At 62.8% G+C, this 19,618-nt stretch carries 18 protein-coding genes; 11 read left to right on the forward strand and 7 right to left on the reverse strand.

Annotated elements, in window-relative coordinates:
* Window positions 1–19: 19 nt before the first annotated feature.
* Together FJ953_RS00690 and FJ953_RS00695 are read left to right on the forward strand one after the other, a co-directional pair.
* On the forward strand, window positions 20–814 hold the full coding sequence (locus FJ953_RS00690; RefSeq protein WP_281405100.1) for an ATP-binding cassette domain-containing protein: 795 nt from the start codon (window positions 20–22) through the stop codon (window positions 812–814).
* Window positions 815–1,123: 309 nt separating this feature from the next.
* Window positions 1,124–1,330 carry a DUF6494 family protein gene (locus FJ953_RS00695; protein WP_140499366.1) on the forward strand — a complete coding sequence of 69 codons (207 nt, stop codon included), beginning with the start codon at window positions 1,124–1,126 and terminating at the stop codon, window positions 1,328–1,330.
* A gap of 27 nt (window positions 1,331–1,357) precedes the next feature.
* Here the strand turns inward: FJ953_RS00695 and FJ953_RS00700 are convergent, their stop codons facing one another.
* Window positions 1,358–2,233: a helix-turn-helix transcriptional regulator gene (locus FJ953_RS00700; RefSeq protein WP_140556223.1), complete on the reverse strand. Its 876-nt coding sequence runs from the start codon at window positions 2,231–2,233 to the stop codon at window positions 1,358–1,360.
* 95 nt (window positions 2,234–2,328) lie between these two features.
* Here FJ953_RS00700 and FJ953_RS00705 point away from each other — a divergent pair, with 95 nt between their 5' ends.
* The 5 genes from FJ953_RS00705 to FJ953_RS00725 all read left to right on the forward strand — a co-directional run bounded on the left by FJ953_RS00705 (window position 2,329) and on the right by FJ953_RS00725 (window position 7,728).
* Window positions 2,329–3,021, forward strand: a complete 693-nt coding sequence (locus FJ953_RS00705) for an ABC transporter permease (RefSeq protein WP_140556225.1) — start codon at window positions 2,329–2,331, stop codon at window positions 3,019–3,021.
* A 2-nt stretch (window positions 3,022–3,023) separates the two neighbouring features.
* A complete protein-coding gene (locus tag FJ953_RS00710; protein WP_140517407.1) occupies window positions 3,024–3,746 on the forward strand; it encodes an ATP-binding cassette domain-containing protein in 723 nt (240 codons plus the stop codon).
* 62 nt (window positions 3,747–3,808) lie between these two features.
* Window positions 3,809–4,594: an extracellular solute-binding protein gene (locus FJ953_RS00715; RefSeq protein ID WP_224519050.1), complete on the forward strand. Its 786-nt coding sequence runs from the start codon at window positions 3,809–3,811 to the stop codon at window positions 4,592–4,594.
* A 6-nt stretch (window positions 4,595–4,600) separates the two neighbouring features.
* Window positions 4,601–5,764 carry a molybdopterin-binding protein gene (locus FJ953_RS00720; RefSeq protein ID WP_348641798.1) on the forward strand — a complete coding sequence of 388 codons (1,164 nt, stop codon included), beginning with the start codon at window positions 4,601–4,603 and terminating at the stop codon, window positions 5,762–5,764.
* A gap of 14 nt (window positions 5,765–5,778) precedes the next feature.
* Complete coding sequence (locus tag FJ953_RS00725; RefSeq protein WP_140556227.1) at window positions 5,779–7,728, forward strand: molybdopterin biosynthesis protein; 1,950 nt, start codon at window positions 5,779–5,781, stop codon at window positions 7,726–7,728.
* Here FJ953_RS00725 and mobA read toward each other — a convergent pair.
* Entirely contained in the window at window positions 7,712–8,353 is a 642-nt protein-coding gene (gene mobA, locus FJ953_RS00730; RefSeq protein ID WP_181168609.1) for a molybdenum cofactor guanylyltransferase MobA, read from the reverse strand. The genes FJ953_RS00725 and mobA overlap by 17 nt on opposite strands.
* Window positions 8,343–9,227, reverse strand: coding sequence for a formate dehydrogenase accessory sulfurtransferase FdhD (locus tag FJ953_RS00735; protein WP_140556454.1), 885 nt, complete (start codon window positions 9,225–9,227; stop codon window positions 8,343–8,345). The genes mobA and FJ953_RS00735 overlap by 11 nt, the downstream gene beginning before the upstream one ends.
* 150 nt (window positions 9,228–9,377) lie before the next feature.
* Between FJ953_RS00735 and glp the strand changes: the two genes are divergently transcribed.
* The 4 genes from glp (at window position 9,378) to fdhF (ending at window position 15,577) form a co-directional block, all read left to right on the forward strand.
* Window positions 9,378–10,634, forward strand: coding sequence for a gephyrin-like molybdotransferase Glp (gene glp / locus FJ953_RS00740; RefSeq protein WP_140622751.1), 1,257 nt, complete (start codon window positions 9,378–9,380; stop codon window positions 10,632–10,634).
* Window positions 10,635–10,719: 85 nt separating this feature from the next.
* On the forward strand, window positions 10,720–10,962 hold the full coding sequence (locus FJ953_RS00745; RefSeq protein WP_140623465.1) for a sulfurtransferase TusA family protein: 243 nt from the start codon (window positions 10,720–10,722) through the stop codon (window positions 10,960–10,962).
* A 149-nt stretch (window positions 10,963–11,111) separates the two neighbouring features.
* On the forward strand, window positions 11,112–12,785 hold the full coding sequence (locus tag FJ953_RS00750) for an NAD(P)H-dependent oxidoreductase subunit E (RefSeq protein ID WP_140622753.1): 1,674 nt from the start codon (window positions 11,112–11,114) through the stop codon (window positions 12,783–12,785).
* A complete protein-coding gene (gene fdhF, locus FJ953_RS00755) occupies window positions 12,785–15,577 on the forward strand; it encodes a formate dehydrogenase subunit alpha (protein ID WP_140622755.1) in 2,793 nt (930 codons plus the stop codon). The genes FJ953_RS00750 and fdhF overlap by 1 nt, the downstream gene beginning before the upstream one ends.
* Window positions 15,578–15,840: 263 nt before the next feature.
* Here fdhF and FJ953_RS30730 read toward each other — a convergent pair whose 3' ends face one another.
* The 4 genes from FJ953_RS30730 to FJ953_RS00775 form a co-directional block, all read right to left on the reverse strand.
* Window positions 15,841–16,215: an SH3 domain-containing protein gene (locus FJ953_RS30730; protein ID WP_281405101.1), complete on the reverse strand. Its 375-nt coding sequence runs from the start codon at window positions 16,213–16,215 to the stop codon at window positions 15,841–15,843.
* A 327-nt stretch (window positions 16,216–16,542) separates the two neighbouring features.
* Window positions 16,543–17,847, reverse strand: a complete 1,305-nt coding sequence (locus FJ953_RS00765; protein ID WP_140622757.1) for a D-alanyl-D-alanine carboxypeptidase family protein — start codon at window positions 17,845–17,847, stop codon at window positions 16,543–16,545.
* 285 nt (window positions 17,848–18,132) lie between these two features.
* The gene (locus FJ953_RS00770) at window positions 18,133–18,825 is read right to left on the reverse strand and encodes an amino acid ABC transporter permease (RefSeq protein WP_140622759.1); all 693 of its coding nucleotides are present in this window, start codon (window positions 18,823–18,825) and stop codon (window positions 18,133–18,135) included.
* A gap of 20 nt (window positions 18,826–18,845) precedes the next feature.
* Entirely contained in the window at window positions 18,846–19,562 is a 717-nt protein-coding gene (locus FJ953_RS00775; protein ID WP_140499340.1) for an amino acid ABC transporter permease, read from the reverse strand.
* Window positions 19,563–19,618: the final 56 nt, after the last annotated feature.

Consider the following 19,618-nt stretch of genomic DNA (forward strand, 5'->3'; position numbering starts at 1 on the left):
TGACTTCCTCTAGAAAACGTTGACCCTCCGGGGCCACCATTGTCGTTGCTTCGCGCTTCGACTGGCGAAGGTCCCTAGGGAAGAGATTGTCTCGAGGGTCAAGGCGGCGGCCGAAATCCTTGGCCTGCAGGATCTGCTTGGCCGCATGCCGCGGCAATTGTCCGGCGGCCAGCGCCAACGTGTCGCCATGGGCCGCGCCATCGTACGCGATCCAGCCGCTTTCCTGTTTGATGAGCCGCTCAGCAACCTCGATGCCAAGTTGCGTGTCAAGATGCGCGCCGAAATCAAGAAGCTTCACCAACGGCTCGGCCGAACAAGCATCTATGTCACGCATGACCAGACCGAGGCGATGACGCTCGCCGACCGCATCGTGGTGTTGAACAAAGGCCGGATCGAACAGATCGGCCGCCCCTCCGAGCTCTACGAGAACCCAGTCAATCTGTTCGTCGCAAGCTTTATCGGCTCGCCGGAAATGAACCTGATCGAGGGCCGCATCGACAACGGCGCATTCGTCGCCGATCAGGGCTTGCGCTTACCCTTGCCGGCGGATGCTCGGATGGGCGACAAGGATGGGGTAGTTTATGGGATTCGTCCGCAGCACATTTCGGTTGGTGGCGACCACTCTCAGGCGAGGGTGCAAGTGGTCGAGCCGACCGGTGAGGCCCAGGAGCTTACATTAAGTGCAGGTGGAGTCGACCTCGTGGCCGAGGTACGGGATCAGCCGCCCTTCAAACTTGATCAAGAGGTTGGGTTGGAGATCATGGTATCCAAGGTGCATCTGTTCGATGCTCGTAGTGGCACCAGGATTGCTTAGGGCGCGCTGACGGGCGAAAAACGGCCTATCCCATCATGCCCTTCATCAGTTGCCACTTGCTGCGAAACCACCGGTGATCGCCGTTTACCCATCGGCCGTCACGGCAATCGCCCGCGGCGCTCCGGCATGACCAGGGATCTCGGCACCACGCGTTGTTACGCCACAGAGGAACGGACCGCGTCAGACATAGTGCGGGCGTCGTCCTCGTTGCACCCCGGGCCATTCCGTGCTCCGTTAGCGCAGCGCCGCCGTTGCGGGCACCAAGCTTGCCGGGCCGGCCATATCGTCCACACCGTTCGAGGCAATCATATGACCCAGAATATGGAAACCGATCCCTTCAACGTCTCCATGCGCAAGTTCCTGAAGCAGGTCGGCGTGACTTCGCAGCAGGCAATCGAGAAAGCCGTGGCGGAGAAGGGCCTGAAAGGACAGGGCCGACTGACCGTGAGGGCCGTCATCACCTCGGAGCCGGCAGGCTTGCGCCATGTCGTCGAGGGCGAGATCGATCTTGGATGAGAGCTGCGGCTTGATCGGGGTCGGCTGCTATTTGAAGAACCGTATCTGCCCGGCCGGCGATGGATCGTATCCGCCAAGCTCGGCGGCGCGGCTGGCGAAGATTTCCTGCCCTAGCAAACGCAGGAGCGCCTGGATCGGTTGCTGGAAGTAGGTCCGCTGCCGCATCAGGAGATCGAAGCTTTCCCAGGCCAATGGAACGAAATCGAGGCCAGCGGCGCGGGCGGCCGCGCGCGTGGCAATTCCGCAATCGGCCCTACCAATGCGCACGGCAGCCGCGAGATCGGGTCCGGTCAGGCAGGGCGGCTCCAATCGGTTGACGTCGTCCTGTTTCGCGCCGGAGTCCGCCAGCAATTGCGTGAGCAGCATGTCCGCGCCTGCGCCGCGTTGACGAACCGCGATGCGTGCGCCGGTCGCAAGTACGTCGGTCAGGTTGTTGAGCGATTTTGGATTGCCTGGCGCGAGCAGCAGGCCTTGCTCGCGGCGGGCGAATCCGACCAGCACCGCATCATAAAGCCGCGGCCTGGTCGCAATCGCGGCGACATTCGGGTCCGGGTCGTGGCAGTGGAAATGGATCGCGGCGACGGACACCTCGCCGCGTAGCAGGCGTGTCACGCCGGCTTCCGTGCCTTCCGTCAGAAAGGCCAGGCCGGAGCCTGACTGGCGGAGAGCCCATTCGAGCAGGTCGTCCTGGCTGCCACCGACGATCGGCGGCGGCTCGGATTGGGTCATTCCTGCGGGCCGGACCAACCCCGACATGACCCAGCGGTCGAGTTCATGCCGTGGAAACAGCCACTTGCCCGCCACCTTGCTGCACGGGACACGCTCCTCCGCAATCAGCTCATAAAGCTTGCGCTCACCAATGCGCAGATAGTCGGCGGCTTCGGACGTCGTCAGCAAATCCATCCTGCATTGATATGCATATTCCTGTTCAGGTTCAAGGATTTGACAGTGACGGAGGAGTTGCAGGACATTGACACGGGACAGGACTGCGAGGAGCAATGTCGGAAGGGCTAAGCGCATGGCAACTGATCGCGAGCGGCGACGCCACGCTGTTTGCCATCGTGCGCCTGTCGCTCGCCGTGAGCCTTTCGGCTGTCGCGATCGCCATGATCGCCGGCCTTCCGCTGGGCGCAATTATCGCGCTGGCGCGCTTTCCCGGTCGTTCGGCGATCGTCGTGCTGCTGAACGGTTTCATGGGCCTGCCGCCGGTGGTGGTCGGGCTGACGGTCTATCTGCTGCTATCGCGATCCGGGCCGCTGGGTGAATTCGGCCTCTTGTTCACACCCGCCGCCATGGTCATCGCACAGGCGCTATTGGTGCTGCCCATCATTGCCGCGCTGACTCGCCAGACGGTCGAGGATCTGTGGCGCGAGTACCGTGAGGAACTGACTGCGATGCAGGTCGGGCCGGCGAGCCTGGTCGCCACGCTTTTGTGGGACGGCCGCTTCAGCCTCGTCACGGCTCTGCTCGCGGGTTTCGGCAGGGCGGCGGCCGAGGTCGGCACCGTGATGATCGTCGGCGGCAACATTGATGGCTTCACCCGCACCATGACGACGGCAATCGCACTTGAAACCTCGAAGGGAAATCTGCCGCTCGCCATGGGGCTCGGCCTGATGCTGATTTTCCTCATCTTGCTGATCAACGCCGCCGCCTGGGGCGTGCGAGTTTGGTCCGAGCAACGGGCTGGCTAGGGATGCGGGCTGCTCAGAGCGATCTTCCACTTGTCTTCGATGACGTGTCGCTGGTCGCCGGTGCGACGACCATCCTGGACCGGGTGAACCTGACAATCGGGCCGCGCGCGCCGACTCTGGTCGTCGGCCCGAACGGGTCGGGCAAAACCTCCCTGCTGCGGCTCTGCATGGGGCTTGTTGCACCTTCTGCTGGAACCCTGACTTGGGGGGGACGAACGTTTTCCCCGCCGACACGGCGTGCAATCCTGTTCCAGAAGCCGGTGATGCTGCGCCGCTCGACGGCCGCGAATGTCGCCTATGCACTGGCTCAAGCCGGCTGTCCGCGTCGGCTCCGGGCCCCGCGCGTGGAGGAACTGCTCGAGCGCGTCGGTCTTCTCGATCTCGCGGCACGTCCGGCACGGCATCTCTCCGGTGGCGAGCAGCAGCGGCTGGCCCTCGCCCGGGCCCTGGCGCGCCAGCCCGAAATCCTGCTGCTCGACGAGCCGACAGCCAGCCTCGATCCGGCGGCGACGCGTTTTGTCGAGCAGATCATCATCACGGCTGCCCAATCGGGCACGAAGATCATCATGGCGTCGCACCATCTCGGCCAAGTGCGCAGGATCGCGGCAGACGTCGTCTTTCTGCTCCGGGGGCGCGTTTGCGAGCATGCCGACGCCGACGACTTCCTTGACCGCCCCGCGACCCCGCAAGCCGCTGCCTTCGTGCGCGGCGAGCTCGTGCTTTGATCAACTGGACCGAGATTGAGATGCTGACCCGCCGAATATTCTCTGCGCTTGTGGTGCTTCTGATGCTAGCAGGCGGCGCGCCTGCCCAGGACCAGTCGATCGTCGTGGCGTCGACGACCTCGACCCAGGATTCCGGCCTGTTCGATCACATCCTGCCGCTGTTCGAGAAGAAAACCGGCATCGGCGTGAAGATTGTCGCTCAGGGCACCGGTCAGGCGCTCGACACCGGTCGGCGTGGCGATGCCGACGTGGTCTTCGTCCATGCCAAGGCGCAGGAGGAGAAGTTCATCGAGGAAGGCTTCGGGGTGAAGCGCTTCGACGTGATGTACAACGACTTCGTCCTCGTTGGCCCCAAGAGCGACCCGGCGGGCGTCAGCGGGACCAAGGACATCGCAGCCGCGCTGATCGCCATCAAAGCCAAGAAGGCGGCCTTCGTGTCGCGTGGTGACAGGTCCGGCACCCATTCGGCCGAATTGGGTCTGTGGAAGACGGCCGGCATCGACATCGAGGCGGCCAGGGGCCCGTGGTACAAGGAGATCGGGCAGGGCATGGGGGCGGCGCTCAACGCCGCGGCAGCCATGAACGCCTATACGCTTTCCGATCGTGGCACCTGGCTGTCGTTCAAGAATCGTGGCGAGTTGGACATCGCCGTCGAGGGTGACAAGCGGCTGTTCAATCAGTACGGCGTGATGCTGGTGAATCCTCACAAGCATCCAAGCGTCAAAGTGGAGGCCGGCCAGCGCTTCATCGATTGGCTGATTTCTCCGGAAGGCCAGAAGGCGATCGGAGAGTACAAGATCGACGGCCAGCAGCTCTTCTTCCCGAACGCGCAGCGCGGGCGTTCCTGAAGCTGGTTGCAAACAGGCTCGCGTCTGCTTCAATATCGCGCCATGACGAGAACGTTTTCTTCGACGGGCCCGCTGACTCTCCTGGAAGCGGCGCTCGACGCGCTGCTCGATGGTGTAATGCCCGTCACCCCCCGCTTGGTGCCGCTTGAACAAGCCTTGGGCTATGTCGCTGCCGGGATGCCGCCTGTCGTGCCGGCTCAGCCTGTGCGAGATATCGCTGCCATTGACGGCTGGGCGTGTCGCGCCCTCGACCTCGTGGGGGCATCAGCCTATTCGCCCTTAGTTTTGCCGGTCGCGCCGATCTGGGTCGAGACGGGTGAGGCCATGCCTGAAGATCGCGACTGTGTGCTGCAGGCCGGCCTCGTCGATTGCAGTGGACCGATGATCCAAGCAGCAGCTGAAGCCGTGCCCGGTCATGGTGTGCGCCGGGCGGGCGAGGATTTGGCGGCGGCCCGCCCGCCAATGCTTGAGGGAAAGGCGATCGGCGTCGCCGACCTGCTGGTCGCCCGCAAAGTGGGGCTGAGCCAGCTTGCCATACGGAGCCCGCGCGTGCGCGTGATCGATGTCGCTGCCGACAGCCACGAGACATTCTCCATGCGGCTCGTGGTCGAGAGCCTGAGTGCCTCGGGCGTTTCGATCGTCGGTATAGAGACCGTAGAGCGCGACGCGGCATCGATCATTGTCGCTCTTGATGGCGAGGCCTGCGATTTTCTGCTCCTGATCGGCGGTACTGGTGACGGCCACGCCGACGTGACCGCCGAGGCTCTGGCGCGGCGCGGGGTGTTGATTGGGCACGGCATTGCCTTACGGCCCGGAGGGACAACGGCAATAGGCCGGCTCGGCAAGACACCGGTGGTCGCATTGGCCGGATCGCCGCACCAAGCCTTCGCCGGGTTCCTTGCGCTTGTCCAGCCAGTCCTGGACCGCCTGTCGGGCAGATCTGAACGGTCCGGCATCATTTTGCCGCTCTCGCGGAAAATCTCATCCGCGGTCGGACTTTACGAGCTCGTTCTGCTCGGGAAGGAACGGGAGATGTGGACGCCGCTCGCCGTCGGCGACTTTTCGCTGGACGCCATGCGGCTTGCCGACGCCTGGCTTGCGGTCCCGGGCGATAGCGAAGGGTATGCCGCCGGTACGCCCGTCTCCGCCTTTCCGCTCCGCAACTTTTGATCGATTGAGCCGCTATGACGAATTCTCCATCATCGGCCCGGCAGAACAGCGGGCAGGAGCAGTTCCTGACGATATTGTCGCGCGAAGCTGCGCTGGCTCGCTTCGAGGCAGCGCTGTTTCCCCGCCCGTTGCCGACCGAGACGCGGACGCTGGCCGACGCGCTCGGGCTGGTTCTTGCCGAGGACGTGGCGGCACCGGTCGACGTGCCGCCCTTCGACCGCTCCAATGTCGATGGCTTCGCGGTACGTGCGGCCGATCTGGCTGCCGCCTCTGAAATCCGTCCCGTTCGGCTTGAGCTGAATGCGGAAGCGATTGCCTGCGGCACCGTTCCGCAACTCCCCGTTCTGACCGGAACCGCCACGCCCATCGCAACCGGCGGGCCGCTGCCGCGTGGCGCGGACGCCATCGTCATGGTGGAGCATACGCATCCGGTGGGGTTGAGTGCCATCGAGGTGGGGCGCGGCATCTCGCCCGGCCAGTTTGTCTCCAATGCAGGATCCGACATGGCGCGAGGAGAGGTCGTGCTGCGCACCGGAACGCAAATCGGCTCGCGCGAAATCGGCATGCTCGCCGCGTGCGGAATCGCACAAGTGGCCGTGGCGCGCAGGCCAAGCGTGGCTGTGCTCTCCACTGGCGATGAACTCGTTCAGCCAGGCGAGCCGCTGCGGGCGGCCGGCATCTATGATGCCAACGGGCCGATCATCGCTGCGGCTGTCACTGAAAATGGCGGCGAAGCGCATTTTCTCGGCGCCTTCCCGGACGACGAGGCAACGCTTGAGACGGCTATGCGCGAGGCGCTCGCCGCCCACGACGTAATGATCCTGTCGGGCGGCACGTCCAAAGGGGCAGGGGATGTCACGCATCGCATTATCGGCCGACTGGGCAAACCCGGCATCATCGCCCACGGCGTGGCGCTGAAGCCCGGAAAGCCGCTTTGCCTGGCGGTGTGCGGGGGCAAGCCGGTCATCGTCCTGCCGGGATTTCCGACCTCGGCCATGTTCACCTTCCATGACATGGTGGTACCCGCCCTGCGGCGCATGGCGGGGCTGCCGCCGCGCGTCGATGCTCAGATCACCGTAAGCCTTCCGTTGCGGGTTCCTTCAGAACTCGGACGGACCGAATTCGCGATGGTCTCCCTTGTGCAAGGGCAGGGAGGATTGACGGCCTATCCGACTGGTAAGGGCTCGGGAGCGATAACATCCTTTACCCAGGCGGATGGCTTCATCCGCATCGAGGCCCTGGCCGATCACGTGCCTGCCGGTGCCGACGTAGCGGTGACGCTGTTCACGCCGCGGGTCCGCGTTCCCGACCTCGTCGTCATCGGCAGTCATTGTGTCGGCCTCGATCTGGTCGTTGGCGAACTTTCGCGTCGCGGGATTTCGGTGCGCTCGCTGTCTGTGGGAAGCCTGGGCGGTCTTGCGGCGGCCAAGCGCGGCGAGTGCGATCTCGCTCCCATCCATCTCTTCGACCCGAAGACGCGGAACTACAACGCGCCCTTCCTCGGTGACGGTCTCGAACTCGTGCCAGGCTGGCGGCGCATGCAAGGTTTGGTGTTCCGCCGAGGGGACGAGCGCTTCGAGGGCCTCGGCGCGGAGGACGCGGTCCGTGCCGCGCTCGCCGACCCCGATTGCATGATGGTCAACCGCAACCAAGGCTCGGGAACGCGTATCCTGATCGACCAACTCCTCGGCGCGGAACGCCCGGACGGCTACTGGAACCAGCCGCGCACACACAATGCCGTGGCCGCGGCGGTAGCGCAGAAGCGCGCTGACTGGGGCGTCACCATCGCGCCGGTCGCGCGTGCGGCCGGGCTCGGTCTTATCCCGTTGACCGAAGAGCACTACGACTTCGCGCTGGTTTGCGCGCGAAAGGATCGGCCCGCGGTGCACGCGTTCCTCGAAGTCCTCCAGGCCGACGAGGTGCATTCGGCGCTGGAGCGCGCGGGGTTCAGCCGGCCGGGTTAGCGGCAAGCAACGCGGCCAGCCGCTCGGCTTCGGCGAGGTCATCGACTGTGTTGGCGTTGAAGAACGGGTCCACCGGCTCTACCGGCCAGGATACGGTGGCAAGGCCGTAGCGACTGGTCCACCGGTCGATCTTGCGCAGGCCCTCGTTGGTCAACGCATGCCGCAATTCGTCCCGCAGGGCGACTTTCCAGAGCCCGATGACCGGATGCGCCTGACCGCCGGACGCCGCCACCGCCAAATCCGCCCCCTCGGTCATGCGCGCCCGCTGGAGGCGTGCAACGAGGTCGCGCGGCAGGAAAGGACAATCACCGGCGGCGCTGACCACCCACTCGACGTCGGGCCTGTTGTCCGCCGTCCAATCGAGCGCGGCGAGCATGCCGGCGAGCGGCCCAGGATAATCCTCGATCGTGTCGGCAACGACTGGCAGGCCAAAACGGGCAAAGCGAACGGGGTCGCCATTGGCATTAAGCACGAGCCCGTCGCATTGAGGTCCTAGCCGTTCGATGACATGCTCGAGCATCGTGCGTCCGCCGATCACGCGCGTCGGCTTGTCCCCGCCGCCCATGCGCCGACCCAGACCGCCGGCGAGCACGACGCCCAGCGTCATGGGCCGCTCAGTCGTCATGCTCGGCACCCTTGCGGCGGTGGCGCGGCGCTTCCTCATCGACCGAAGCGATATCCTGGTCGAAGACGATCCGCTCCTGGCCCGAAAGTGCGGTGAAGCGCTTGCCGCGCGCCCGGCCGACCAGCGTCAGCCCCACTTGGCGGGCCAGCGCCACACCCCAGGCGGTGAAGCCGGAACGCGAAACCAGGATGGGAATGCCCATCCGAACCGTCTTGATCGTCATCTCGGAGGTCAGCCGCCCGGTCGTGTACATGATCTTGTCCCCCGGATCGATGGCGTGGCGGTACATCCAGCCGGCGATCTTGTCGACAGCGTTATGGCGGCCGACGTCTTCCATATAGCAGATTGGCGTGCCCTTCCTGCAAAGGACGCAGCCATGGATCGCGCCTGCCTCCAGATAGAGCGACGGCGTGGTGTTGATTTTGTGCGTCAGCTCGTAGAGCCAGGAGGTGCGAAGCTCAGCGGGCGGGAGCGTGATGTCCTCGATCGCCTCCAGCACGTCGCCAAAGGCAGTGCCTTGGGCGCAACCCGAAGTCTGCGTTCGCTTTCTGAGCTTCTGCTCGTAGTCGGTGTTGCGCTCGGTGCGAACGACCACGACCTGGAGGTCCTCGTCATACTCGACGTCCGTCACCACATCGGTGGGCAGAAGCATGTTCTGGTTCAGCAGATAGCCGAGCGCAAGATATTCAGGATAGTCGTTGACCGTCATCATCGTGACGATCTCCTGAGCGTTGAGATAGAGCGTCAGGGCACGTTCGATCGGTACGCGGACCTCTACCGCCGCGCCTGTATGGTCGATGCCCGCAACCAGCTCCGTCAGCCGTTGGTCTTGCGGATCGGGTGTGATGATAGCGTGTTCCGGTTGGCGTAGCATCAAAGGCATGGCAGTCTCCTGACGTCGTATTCTGGCTCGCGCCTGCGCTAGCTTGCCGTATCTTACAGGCTGTTCAACCGAAGCTGATTAAAAAAAGCCGGATTGATGCGATTACGAAGAAGCCGACACGCTCGTAGAGTGGGAATATAAATGGCGCAAATCTCGGATGACTGCTTCGCTTTCGGCGGACAGATGCGGCCCATCGACGAGACTGCCGCGCTGATCGCCTCGAAACTCAGCGCCGTACAGGAGGTCGAGACGGTCCCGCTCTTGCTGGCGGATGGGCGCGTCCTGGCAAAAAAGATGGTGGCATCGCTGCCGCTGCCGCCCTTCACGAATTCCGCGGTCGACGGCTACGCCGTGCGAGGGGCAGATCTGCCGCAGACCGTCGAGACGGCATTCGCCGTTGCCGGGAGGGTTCAGGCCGGCATGGCGGCGAATGAACCTGTGCCGCCGGGCCAGACGGTACGCATCTTCACTGGCGCTCCAATGCCCGACGGGGTCGACACGGTGTTCATGCAGGAAGACGTGAGCATCGACGGCTCCGGCAGGATCCTTCTCCCGCCCGGCCTGAAAAAGGGTGCCAATGTACGCCCTGCGGGTGAAGATGTCGCATTGGGCGAGGCCGTCCTCCCGGCGGGCCACCGGATGCGGCCGCAAGATATCGCGCTCGCCGCCGCATTGGGGTTCACCGAACTCCAGGTAAGGCGCAGGATACGCGTCGCAGTGTTCTCGACCGGGGACGAAATCGTCGCGCCGGGAGACATGCGCGGACCGGCGCAGCTTTTCGACTCCAACCGTTTCATGCTGACGGCGATGCTCGCTCGACTCTGCTGCGACATCACCGATCTCGGTATCCTCGTGGATGACAGCAGACTGATCGCTGAAAAGCTGAGCGAAGCGGCATTGAGCCATGACCTGATCCTGACTTCGGGCGGTGTGTCGACGGGCGAGGCAGATTGCGTGAAGGCCGCCGTCGAGAGTGCCGGAACCCTGGTGTTCTGGCGCGTCGCGATCAAGCCTGGCCGGCCGGTCGCCATGGGGGTGATCGATGGAACCCCGCTGATCGGACTTCCTGGCAATCCGGTGGCGAGCTTCGTCACCTTCGCGCATATTGCCCGCCCGGCAATCCTCGCCCTTGCGGGGGCCCTCCAGCCACCGCCGACCCCGATCGCTATGCGGGCCGCCTTTTCCTATAGCAAAAAGCAGGGACGGCGGGAGTATGTGCGAGCAAGCGTACGCGCGGCCGAGGATGGATGCTACGAAGCGACGAAGTTTCCCAGGGAAGGCGCAGGACTGTTGTCATCCCTGGTCGCGACCGACGGTCTCGTCGAGTTGGGAGAGGAGATAGTCCGTGTCGAGCCAGGTCACACGGTCCAGTTCCTCCCCTATTCCAGTCTTATGTGAGCGCCGTCGGATCGCGTCCTCGAAACGAGAGCCGCAACCCAGGCTCGATTGACGCGGCCAGGTCCCGTCGGGCATCATGCCGACCATGGTAACCACGACGAAGTTGGATCTGACCGGGCTTAAGTGCCCTTTGCCAGCACTGAAGACTCGTAAGGCGCTGAAAGCCTTGAAGCCAGGCGAGCGGCTCGAGGTTCACTGCACGGACCCGCTGGCGGTCATCGATATCCCCAATCTGCTCAACGAGATGGGCGAGCGACTTGAAGCGACGGAACGCGACGGCGATCGCGTCGTGTTCATGATCGAAAAGACGCAGCCCGCGACGATGTGACGAGTTGCACCCCGTCGGCGGCGGCCCCAAGATTTGCGAGGCAATGCTTGCGCTGGTCGTGCAGGGGACATGTCGTGCCTCATAGTCGACATCCTGGTCCGCGGGGTATCGTTAAGAGGTAAGGGCGTTTCACTCGGGGAGGTGAGCACATGACGATCCAGGAACGACGGCCGCGTGATCGCGGACCAAAGGGCAGGCCGCTGGATGACGCCGCGCTCGCCGAGGTCCAGGCGCTCCTGGGCGCGCGCCAGCGACGGCGCGACTTGCTGATCGAATTCCTTCATCTGATCCAGGACCGATATGGCTGCCTGTCGGCGCGGCATTTGCGGGCGCTGGCGCAAGACATGCGCTTGTCGCAGGCCGAGGTCTACGAGGTGGCGACCTTCTACGACCATTTCGACGTTGTGAAGGAAGGCGAGACGCCGCCTGCGCCGTTGACAATCCGCGTGTGCGATTCAGTGAGTTGCATGCTGGCGGGCGCCGACACGCTCCTGGCTGAATTGCAAGCGGGCGCCGATCCAGCGGCGATCAGGGTCATGCGCGCGCCCTGCATGGGCCGTTGCGCTGGCGCGCCTGCCGCGCGTATCGGTGATCGCGAGGTCGACCAGGCAACCGCCGAGGGCCTGGGGCGCATGGCCGCGGCAGCGGAGACCGGTGTGAACGTGCCCGATTATGTCGGGCTGGAGGCGTATCGGCAGGCGGGCGGCTACCAGCTTTTGCAGCGGGTACGGATTGGGGCGCTGACCACGGACGAGCTCATCGCCACCGTGGGCGATGCGGGCTTGAGGGGTCTGGGCGGTGCGGGTTTTCCCGCTGGCAAGAAGTGGCAGTTCGTGCGCTCCTATCCGGGCCCGCGTCTGATGTCGATCAATGGCGACGAGGGTGAGCCCGGCACCTTCAAGGACCGCATCTATCTCGAGCGAGATCCGCACCGTGCCTTTGAGGGTGCATTGATCGCGGCGCACGCCGTCGAGGCGGAACGGATCTATCTTTACATGCGTGACGAATACCCTGCGGTGCTCGCCATTCTTCGTCAGGAGATCGCCGCGCTCGAGGCCACCGGCATCGTCAAGCCGGGCTTCATCGAGCTCCGCCGCGGCGCTGGCGCGTATATCTGCGGCGAGGAGAGTGCGATGCTGGAAAGCATCGAGGGCAAGCGCGGCATGCCGCGCCACCGCCCCCCCTACATCGCCGAGGTCGGCCTGTTTGGACGGCCGACCCTCAACCATAATGTCGAGACGCTCTGGTGGATCCGCGACATCGTCGAAAAGGGCGCGCAATGGTTCGCTGCGCAGGGCAGGCCCGGCCACCCCGGCATCCGCTCATGGTCCGTATCCGGCCGGGTGAAAAATCCCGGCGTCAAGCTGGCGCCGGCCGGCGTCACGGTACGCGAATTGATCGACGACTATTGCGGCGGTATGGCGGACGGTCATGAGTTCAAGGCCTATTTGCCGGGTGGCGCCTCAGGCGGCATCCTGCCAGCAGCACTGGGGGACATTCCGCTCGATTTCGGCGGCGATCTGGCCAAGCAGGGCGCCTTCGTCGGCTCCCATGCTATAGTCGTGTTCTCGCGGGCCGACAATATAAAGCAGGTCACGCTCAACCTCATGAAATTCTTCAAACATGAGAGCTGCGGGAAGTGCACGCCTTGTCGCGAGGGAACCGAAAAGTTGGTGGCTATCTTGCAGGAGCAGGGCCCGATGCCGGAAGATAAGATTCGCGACCTCGAAGCCGTGATGCGCGATTCGTCGATCTGCGGCCTGGGCCAGGCGGCGCCCAATCCGATCAACCATCTGCTGACGCATTTCCGGAGTGACCTCTGATGGCCGAGAGCGTGGTATTCACCCTCAATGGGCAAACCGTGAGCGCCGCCCCTGGCGAGACTATCTGGGATGTCGCCAAGCGCCAGGGAACAAAGATTCCGCACCTGTGCCATGTCGACATGCCGGGCTATCGTCCCGACGGCAATTGCCGCGCCTGCATGGTCGACATCGAAGGCGAGCGCGTGCTGGCTGCCTCCTGCGTTCGCCAGCCTTCCGCCGGCATGGTCGTGAAAACCGATACCGAACGCGCCCGCAAATCGCGCGAGATGGTATTCGAGCTCCTCGCAAGCAACATGCGACCGGCGAGCGACGGTCCAGACAACCAGTCGGCATTCTGGCAATGGGCCGGTTCGATGGGGATTTCGGGCAGCCGATACCGTTCCAAGTTCACCGAGGAGGGGCTAGCGCCAGAATTCGACATCACCAATCCGGCCATTGCCGTCAATCTCGACGCCTGCATCACCTGCGGCGCTTGCGTGCGCGCCTGCCGCGAGGTGCAGGTCAACGACGTGATCGGCATGGCCGAGCGCGGCAATCACTCGATTCCTGTCTTCGATATGCACGATCCGATGGGCCTGTCGACCTGCGTCACCTGTGGCGAATGCGTCCAGGCTTGCCCGACTGGTGCGCTTTACGAGAAATCGCTGATGGACGAGACCGGCAAGACGCGTGTCGTCCAGGCGTTCGACAAGGTCGTCGATACGGTTTGCCCGTTTTGCGGCGTTGGCTGCCAGACGCAGGTCGCTGTCAAGGACAATAAAATCGTCCAGGTTGACGGCCGTAACGGTCCGGCGAACGAGAACCGGCTCTGCGTCAAGGGGCGCTTTGGCTTCGACTATGTGATGTCGCCCGAACGGCTGACGAAGCCGCTGATCCGTCGCGACGACGCGCCGAAGGCCGGCGACATTGATCTGCGCAGTGTCGACCCGCTGACAGTGTTCCGCGAGGCCAGTTGGGAAGAGGCGCTGGAGCGCGCTGCCAGCGGGCTGAAACGCATCCGCGACCAGCATGGTGGCAAGGCGCTGGCTGGCTTCGGCTCGGCAAAGGGGTCGAATGAGGAGGCCTATCTCTTCCAGAAATTCGTCCGGCAGGGTTTCGGCACCAACAATATCGACCACTGCACCCGGCTCTGCCACGCCTCTTCCGTGGCCGCTCTGATGGAGGGCGTTGGCTCTGGCGCGGTCTCGGCGCCTTTCATGGACGCCATGAAGGCCGAATGCGTGATCATCATCGGGGCGCGGCCGGCGACAAACCATCCAGTGGCCGCCACCTATTTCAAGCAAGCGGCAAAGCGCGGCACCAAGCTGATCGTGATGGATCCGCGCGGCCAGGAACTGATGCGCCACGCCAGCTATGCGCTGCGCTTCAAGCCGGGCAGCGACGTGGCGATGCTCAACGCGCTGCTGCACGTCATCATAGAAGAGAGGCTCTATGACGAGCAGTACATCCAGGCCAATGTCTCCGGCTTCGAGGCATTGAAGGCCAAGGTGAAGGATTTTTCGCCCGAGGCGATGGCTCCCGTCTGCGGCATCGAGGCCGGTGTACTGCGCGAGGTGGCGCGCACCTATGCCAAGGCGGAGCGCTCGATGATTTTTTGGGGCATGGGCATTTCGCAGCACACCCACGGCACGGACAATTCGCGCTGCCTGATCGCGCTGGCGCTGATCACGGGGCATGTCGGGCGCGCCGGCACAGGCCTGCATCCGCTGCGCGGCCAGAACAATGTCCAGGGCGCCTCGGACGCGGGCCTCATCCCGATGTATTTCCCCGACTACAAATCGGTGGAGAATGCCGATATCCGCGGCCAGTACGAGAATTTCTGGGGCCAGACGCTCGACCCCAAACGCGGCTTGACCGTCGTCGAGATCGTCGACGCGATCCATGACGGCGAGATCCGGGGCATGTACATCATGGGCGAGAACCCGGCCATGTCCGATCCGGACCAGAGCCATGCGCGCGCCGCACTCGCCAAGCTAGAGCATCTGGTTGTTCAGGACATCTTCCTGACCGAAACAGCGTGGCATGCCGACGTGGTGCTCCCTGCCTCCGCGCATGCTGAGAAGCTCGGCACTTACACCAATACCAATCGGCAGGTGCAGATCGGCCGGCCGGCCGTCAACCTGCCGGGCGAGGCGCGGCAGGATCTCGATCTCATCATCGAGCTTGCCAGACGCATGGGGCTGGACTGGAACTACAGGCACGTTTCGGACGTCTTCGGCGAAATGGCGCAAGTAATGCCGTCGCTGAAGCACATTTCCTGGGAGCGCATCGAACGCGAGGAGTCCGTCGTCTATCCTGCCGATGGTCCTGATGTTCCTGGCAACGAGATCGTCTTCACCACCGGGTTTCCGACCGCGGATGGCCGCGGGCGCATCGTGCCCGCCGACCTCCTGCCTCCCGACGAGGTGCCCGACGACGAATATCCTCTGGTGCTAACCACTGGTCGCTTGCTGGAGCACTGGCACACGGGCGCCATGACGCGCCGCGCCGGGGTGCTCAACGCGATCGAGCCCTACGGCATTGCCGCGATGAATCCCTACGAGATCAAGCGCCGCGGGCTGGCGCAGGGAGACGTGATCAACGTGGAGACGCGGCGCGGCATTGTCGAAGCCATTCTGCGGGCCGATCGAGAGGTCGCCGATGGCATGGTGTTCATGCCGTTCTGCTTTAACGAGAGCCCGGCCAACATGCTTACCAATCCTATGCTCGATCCTTACGGCAAGATCCCCGAGTTCAAATATTGTGCCGCGCGGATCGTGCCGGCATCGAGATCGGTCGAAGCTGCCGAATGACGTTTGGAAACTGCCCGCGGAGGTGGTGTTGGGCGATGGCTGACTTGAGGAAGTCCATTGTCCGACGGCCGCCGGAATAGTCGGGCAGGCCGTCGCGAAGGCTCGCGACAGGTGGGAGGGGCTCTGTCGGCGGCCAGATGTCAGCCATAGTTGTGCGGAACGCCTTCAACTCGGCGTTTTTCTCGCGAGGTTTGATTTGGCTGAAGGCGACGCGAGATGCGATCACCGGCCGACCAGCAGCAGCCTTCCGACGAGTGCTGCTGTTAGAGTATATCGTTAGGATAGATGCCCCAAAGGCGGGTTTGCCTGACGAAGCCTGCCAGCGAATTGACCGCGACCCTGCACCATTGGCCGTCGCAGCGCACCAGTTCGACAATTACTTCCGGCGCCAGCCATGCGGTGACGAGGCTGGAAACCGAAGGCTTCCCGCGCAGCGCGATCTTGTCCTTGCTCCATGGGGCGGTTACAGCGGTCCTTCGCCCCGAAAGAAGCGGACCGAAGACCCAGCCGGATGTTCCCTGCCAATCTCGCACGCGCCGCCAATTTCCATATTCCTGGTAGATTTCAAGCGGAATCCTGGGCCGGACATAAACCCATTCGACGTCATATTGGGTGCCCGGTCCGACCCGCATATTCACAGGAGAACTCTTCAACGACGCGAAGCGGGGCAAGGCAATCCCGTTGACAGCAGCTTGAGGGCCGGCCTTTGTGACAGTTGCAACACATAGTGCAGCGATGAGGCAACAACGAAGGACGCTACCCGTGACGAAAAAGCCGCAACCGGTGTCTTGATAAGTCGACGAGACGACGTTGCTCCGAGGCGCACAACCGCGGCGTCTCACAGCGAAGCCCCATGCGAAGGATTGAAGAGGGCTCGAGGACATCTTTCGATATTGCCGCGTGGTCCTGGTGAGACAACGTCGGGAGAGGCGAGTTGCAGCGTGCGCATGGGCGTTCGATCCCACCTACCGAGTGAGCGCGTAGCAATCGATTTTTTTGAGCGCCAGTCGCCCGCAAGCGCGCCACGCTTCCGACTTGTTATCGAAGCCGGCATATCGGGCGCGGTAGTACACATCGCCATCTTTTTCGAAGGCCTCTGTAAAAGCAGAAGTGTTCGAAAGCAGTTTTGGCGCTTTGCGAGCCGCGAGTGAAAGGATTTCACGAGCTGCGGCCTTGCTTGGCATCGATCCAATCTGGATGATCCATTGACCTTCTTGGGTGGAAGCGGTGCTGATCGGATCGATGGCATCGGCAGACAGGGCCTGCTCCCTGGGCACATCGCCCATCGCCTCGGCGGCGATAGCGGCTCGGGAATCGGCCACCTGAGCCGGCTTCCACGTCGGAGTGGGCACCGATGCGTTCGAAACCGCGGAGGCGACCAATGCGCTTTCTCCGCCACGATCGATCCTGAACCGGTCCGGACCGTTGGAAGCCTTAGCCAGATAGCGGCTGATGAGACGCTTCATGCGTGCATCTCGGCTCCTGACCGTATGTCCGCCCATCACCACCGCGACGATGCTGCGGCCCTGCGCCTCGACGGAAGAAACCAGGTTGAAGCCCGAGGCATTCGTGTATCCCGTTTTGATCCCATCCACGCCCTTCACCCGGCCGAGCAGATGGTTGTGATTGCCGAAGCGCCGACCTTTGTATTTGAAGGATCGGGTGTTGAAGTAGGAATAATAGCCAGGGTGATGATCCCTGAGCGCCAGGCCAAGGCGTGCCATGTCGCGCGCCGTGGTCTTCTGGGCTGTGTCGGGCAGTCCGTTGGCGTTTCTGAACGTGGTGGAGGTCATTCCTAACTGTCGTGCTTTTTGCGTCATGAGACGTGCGAAGCCGGCCTCCGACCCGCCGAGGAACTCGCCAATGGCCGTCGCGGCATCGTTGGCGGACTTCGTTACCAGGGCCAATATGACCTGTTCGACGGTGATCGTTTGACCCTGCTTCAGTCCGAGCTTGGAGGGCGCCTCGTTGGCAGCATTGGCCGATACCGGTATTGCCGTGCCTTTCGAGATCCTGCCGCTCTCGAGGGCGTCGAAGATGAGGTAGAGCGTCATCATCTTGGTGAGAGATGCTGGATAGCGCGGAACGTCCGCATGATCCCTGTAGAGGGTCTTGCCGGTCTTGGCATCGATGACAATGGCTGAAAATCTGGAATTGGCCTGCACGGCGGAAGCAGAGGCGGCGCAAAACACGATGACGACCGAGATCCTCAAGGCGAATTTCAACAATGACGCCGGCAAGGCGACAAGCTTCTCCAATACCAGATACATTCGCCCGCCCGTCGCCGCTCCGTGTAAAATGTGGCCGGGCGATCCGGCCATCGGATCACGAAGCTAGGCAGGCACCGTTACCAATTGGTTATCGCATTCTTAACGAGAGGCCTCAAATTGTCTCGGCTCTATCCCTCGATTCTGCACCAGATAAGGTCGGTCGCCGTGACGGTTCGCGGAACTTGACGCCGCACGGCTCGAGGCGCGCATCGATTGCGGCGCCGACTACCAGGATGCTTCCGCGGAAGACAAGCCGATCTTGCTAGAAGATTCTATTCTACATCCTCACGTCCGTACCCTAAGCGCTTGCTCCAGCCTGTCGGCGATCTGTGTGACGAGATAGGCAATCACCATGTAGATCACGACGGCAATTACGAAGGCTTCGAGATAGTAGAAATTCAACGCGGCGGTCAGCTGTGACTGCGCGAAGATATCGACAACTTCGATGGCGAATCCGAGTGAAAGCGCCTTCATGATAACCATCATCGAGGTTGTCAGATCGGGAATTGCTGTCAGGGCGACCTGGGGAAATAGCACCCGTCGAAACAGTTGCCCCCTTGTATAGCCAAGCGAATAGGCTGCGTCTGCCTGACCGGTGTCAAAGGCGTTGAGGGCTCCCTTGATAATCTCGGCCTGGAACGCGGCGACACAGCCGGTCACCGCAATGACAAGGATAACCCAATTGGGCGTTTGGTGGGCGTTGAAGTCTATGCCAACCAATGAAAACAGAAACTGAAGCGCGGGGGGAAGACCGAAATAGGCGAGGAAGATCACGATCACCATCGGAACGCCCTTGAAGACGACCTTGTAGGCCATGACGAGCTCTCGCAGTGCGGGAATCCGTCTATATTCCACAAGCGCAAACAGGCTGCCGACCATCGTCGAGAGCACGAAGATCGTGAGGGCCATTGCAAGCGTTACGGGTACGGCGCCCAGAATTTCCCGCGAGTCCTGGAGCAGGATATCGGTCTCAAACATGGTCAAATACCCTTGTTAGGTCACACGCTCGCGATCAGTGTGTTCTTGATCTGAGCAGATGTCGTAGCCTCCGGTGCCTGCATCGGGGAACGAAGCTCGAAGAAGCGGACGATGAGCCATGCGATCAGGCACATCACCGAATAGATGACCGCCAGCACGAGATAGGTTTCGAACTGGTACTGATTATAGTCGCGCTCCATGATCAAATGCGCGGTCGCCATGACATCCGCCGCCCCGATGTACATCACCAGCGCAACGTTATGGATCAGGTAGATGACGGAGTTCCCGTAGCCCGGCAATGCGAAGTGCACTGCTTGTGGCCCGATGACGCGCGTGATTTTCTGGCGAAAGGTATATCCAAGACTGTCTGCCGCATCATGCTGGCCGCGATCGACGGCCAGATATGCAGGTCGCAGGACTTCTGACAGGTAGCCGCCGTGATAAAAGCTCAATGCCACCATCGCAGCGATCGTCGGCGAGAAAAAATCTTCGGAGCCGAACAGGATTACCAGCAAGGGAAGCCCGTAAAACGCAACGAACAATTGGAGGACGACGGGAACACTCCGGGCATAGGATACGTAGAGATCCGCCAGGTGACTGATCACTGGCACCCTGCGGACCCGGAGTGTTGTCGCAAGGAGAGCTAGGCAGAACCCAGCAATGAGGGCCGTAAAAGTGATGGCCAGCGTCAGCGGCAACGCCGAGAGCAACTCGGGAATCATAGCAGAAACGTCCACTTGGAACACTCCTTCTTGCAGTTCTGCCTCAACGCCGGCTATCCAGATGCAGCTGA

Origin of the sequence: Mesorhizobium sp. B2-3-6, from assembly GCF_006442305.1 — a bacterium.
Classification (GTDB): Bacteria; Pseudomonadota; Alphaproteobacteria; order Rhizobiales; family Rhizobiaceae; genus Mesorhizobium.

What these genes read in the sequence shown, in the direction of transcription:
- mobA (WP_181168609.1), bottom strand. Translation starts at nt 8,353, where the DNA reads ATGACGACTGAGCGGCCCATGACGCTGGGCGTCGTGCTCGCCGGCGGT.
- FJ953_RS00695 (WP_140499366.1), top strand. Translation starts at nt 1,124, where the DNA reads ATGACCCAGAATATGGAAACCGATCCCTTCAACGTCTCCATGCGCAAG.
- FJ953_RS00705 (WP_140556225.1), top strand. Translation starts at nt 2,329, where the DNA reads ATGTCGGAAGGGCTAAGCGCATGGCAACTGATCGCGAGCGGCGACGCC.
- FJ953_RS00700 (WP_140556223.1), bottom strand. Translation starts at nt 2,233, where the DNA reads ATGGATTTGCTGACGACGTCCGAAGCCGCCGACTATCTGCGCATTGGT.
- FJ953_RS00770 (WP_140622759.1), bottom strand. Translation starts at nt 18,825, where the DNA reads ATGTTTGAGACCGATATCCTGCTCCAGGACTCGCGGGAAATTCTGGGC.
- FJ953_RS00750 (WP_140622753.1), top strand. Translation starts at nt 11,112, where the DNA reads ATGACGATCCAGGAACGACGGCCGCGTGATCGCGGACCAAAGGGCAGG.
- FJ953_RS00745 (WP_140623465.1), top strand. Translation starts at nt 10,720, where the DNA reads ATGGTAACCACGACGAAGTTGGATCTGACCGGGCTTAAGTGCCCTTTG.
- fdhF (WP_140622755.1), top strand. Translation starts at nt 12,785, where the DNA reads ATGGCCGAGAGCGTGGTATTCACCCTCAATGGGCAAACCGTGAGCGCC.
- FJ953_RS00725 (WP_140556227.1), top strand. Translation starts at nt 5,779, where the DNA reads ATGACGAATTCTCCATCATCGGCCCGGCAGAACAGCGGGCAGGAGCAG.
- FJ953_RS00765 (WP_140622757.1), bottom strand. Translation starts at nt 17,847, where the DNA reads ATGTATCTGGTATTGGAGAAGCTTGTCGCCTTGCCGGCGTCATTGTTG.
- FJ953_RS00715 (WP_224519050.1), top strand. Translation starts at nt 3,809, where the DNA reads ATGCTAGCAGGCGGCGCGCCTGCCCAGGACCAGTCGATCGTCGTGGCG.
- FJ953_RS00735 (WP_140556454.1), bottom strand. Translation starts at nt 9,227, where the DNA reads ATGCTACGCCAACCGGAACACGCTATCATCACACCCGATCCGCAAGAC.
- glp (WP_140622751.1), top strand. Translation starts at nt 9,378, where the DNA reads ATGGCGCAAATCTCGGATGACTGCTTCGCTTTCGGCGGACAGATGCGG.
- FJ953_RS00710 (WP_140517407.1), top strand. Translation starts at nt 3,024, where the DNA reads ATGCGGGCTGCTCAGAGCGATCTTCCACTTGTCTTCGATGACGTGTCG.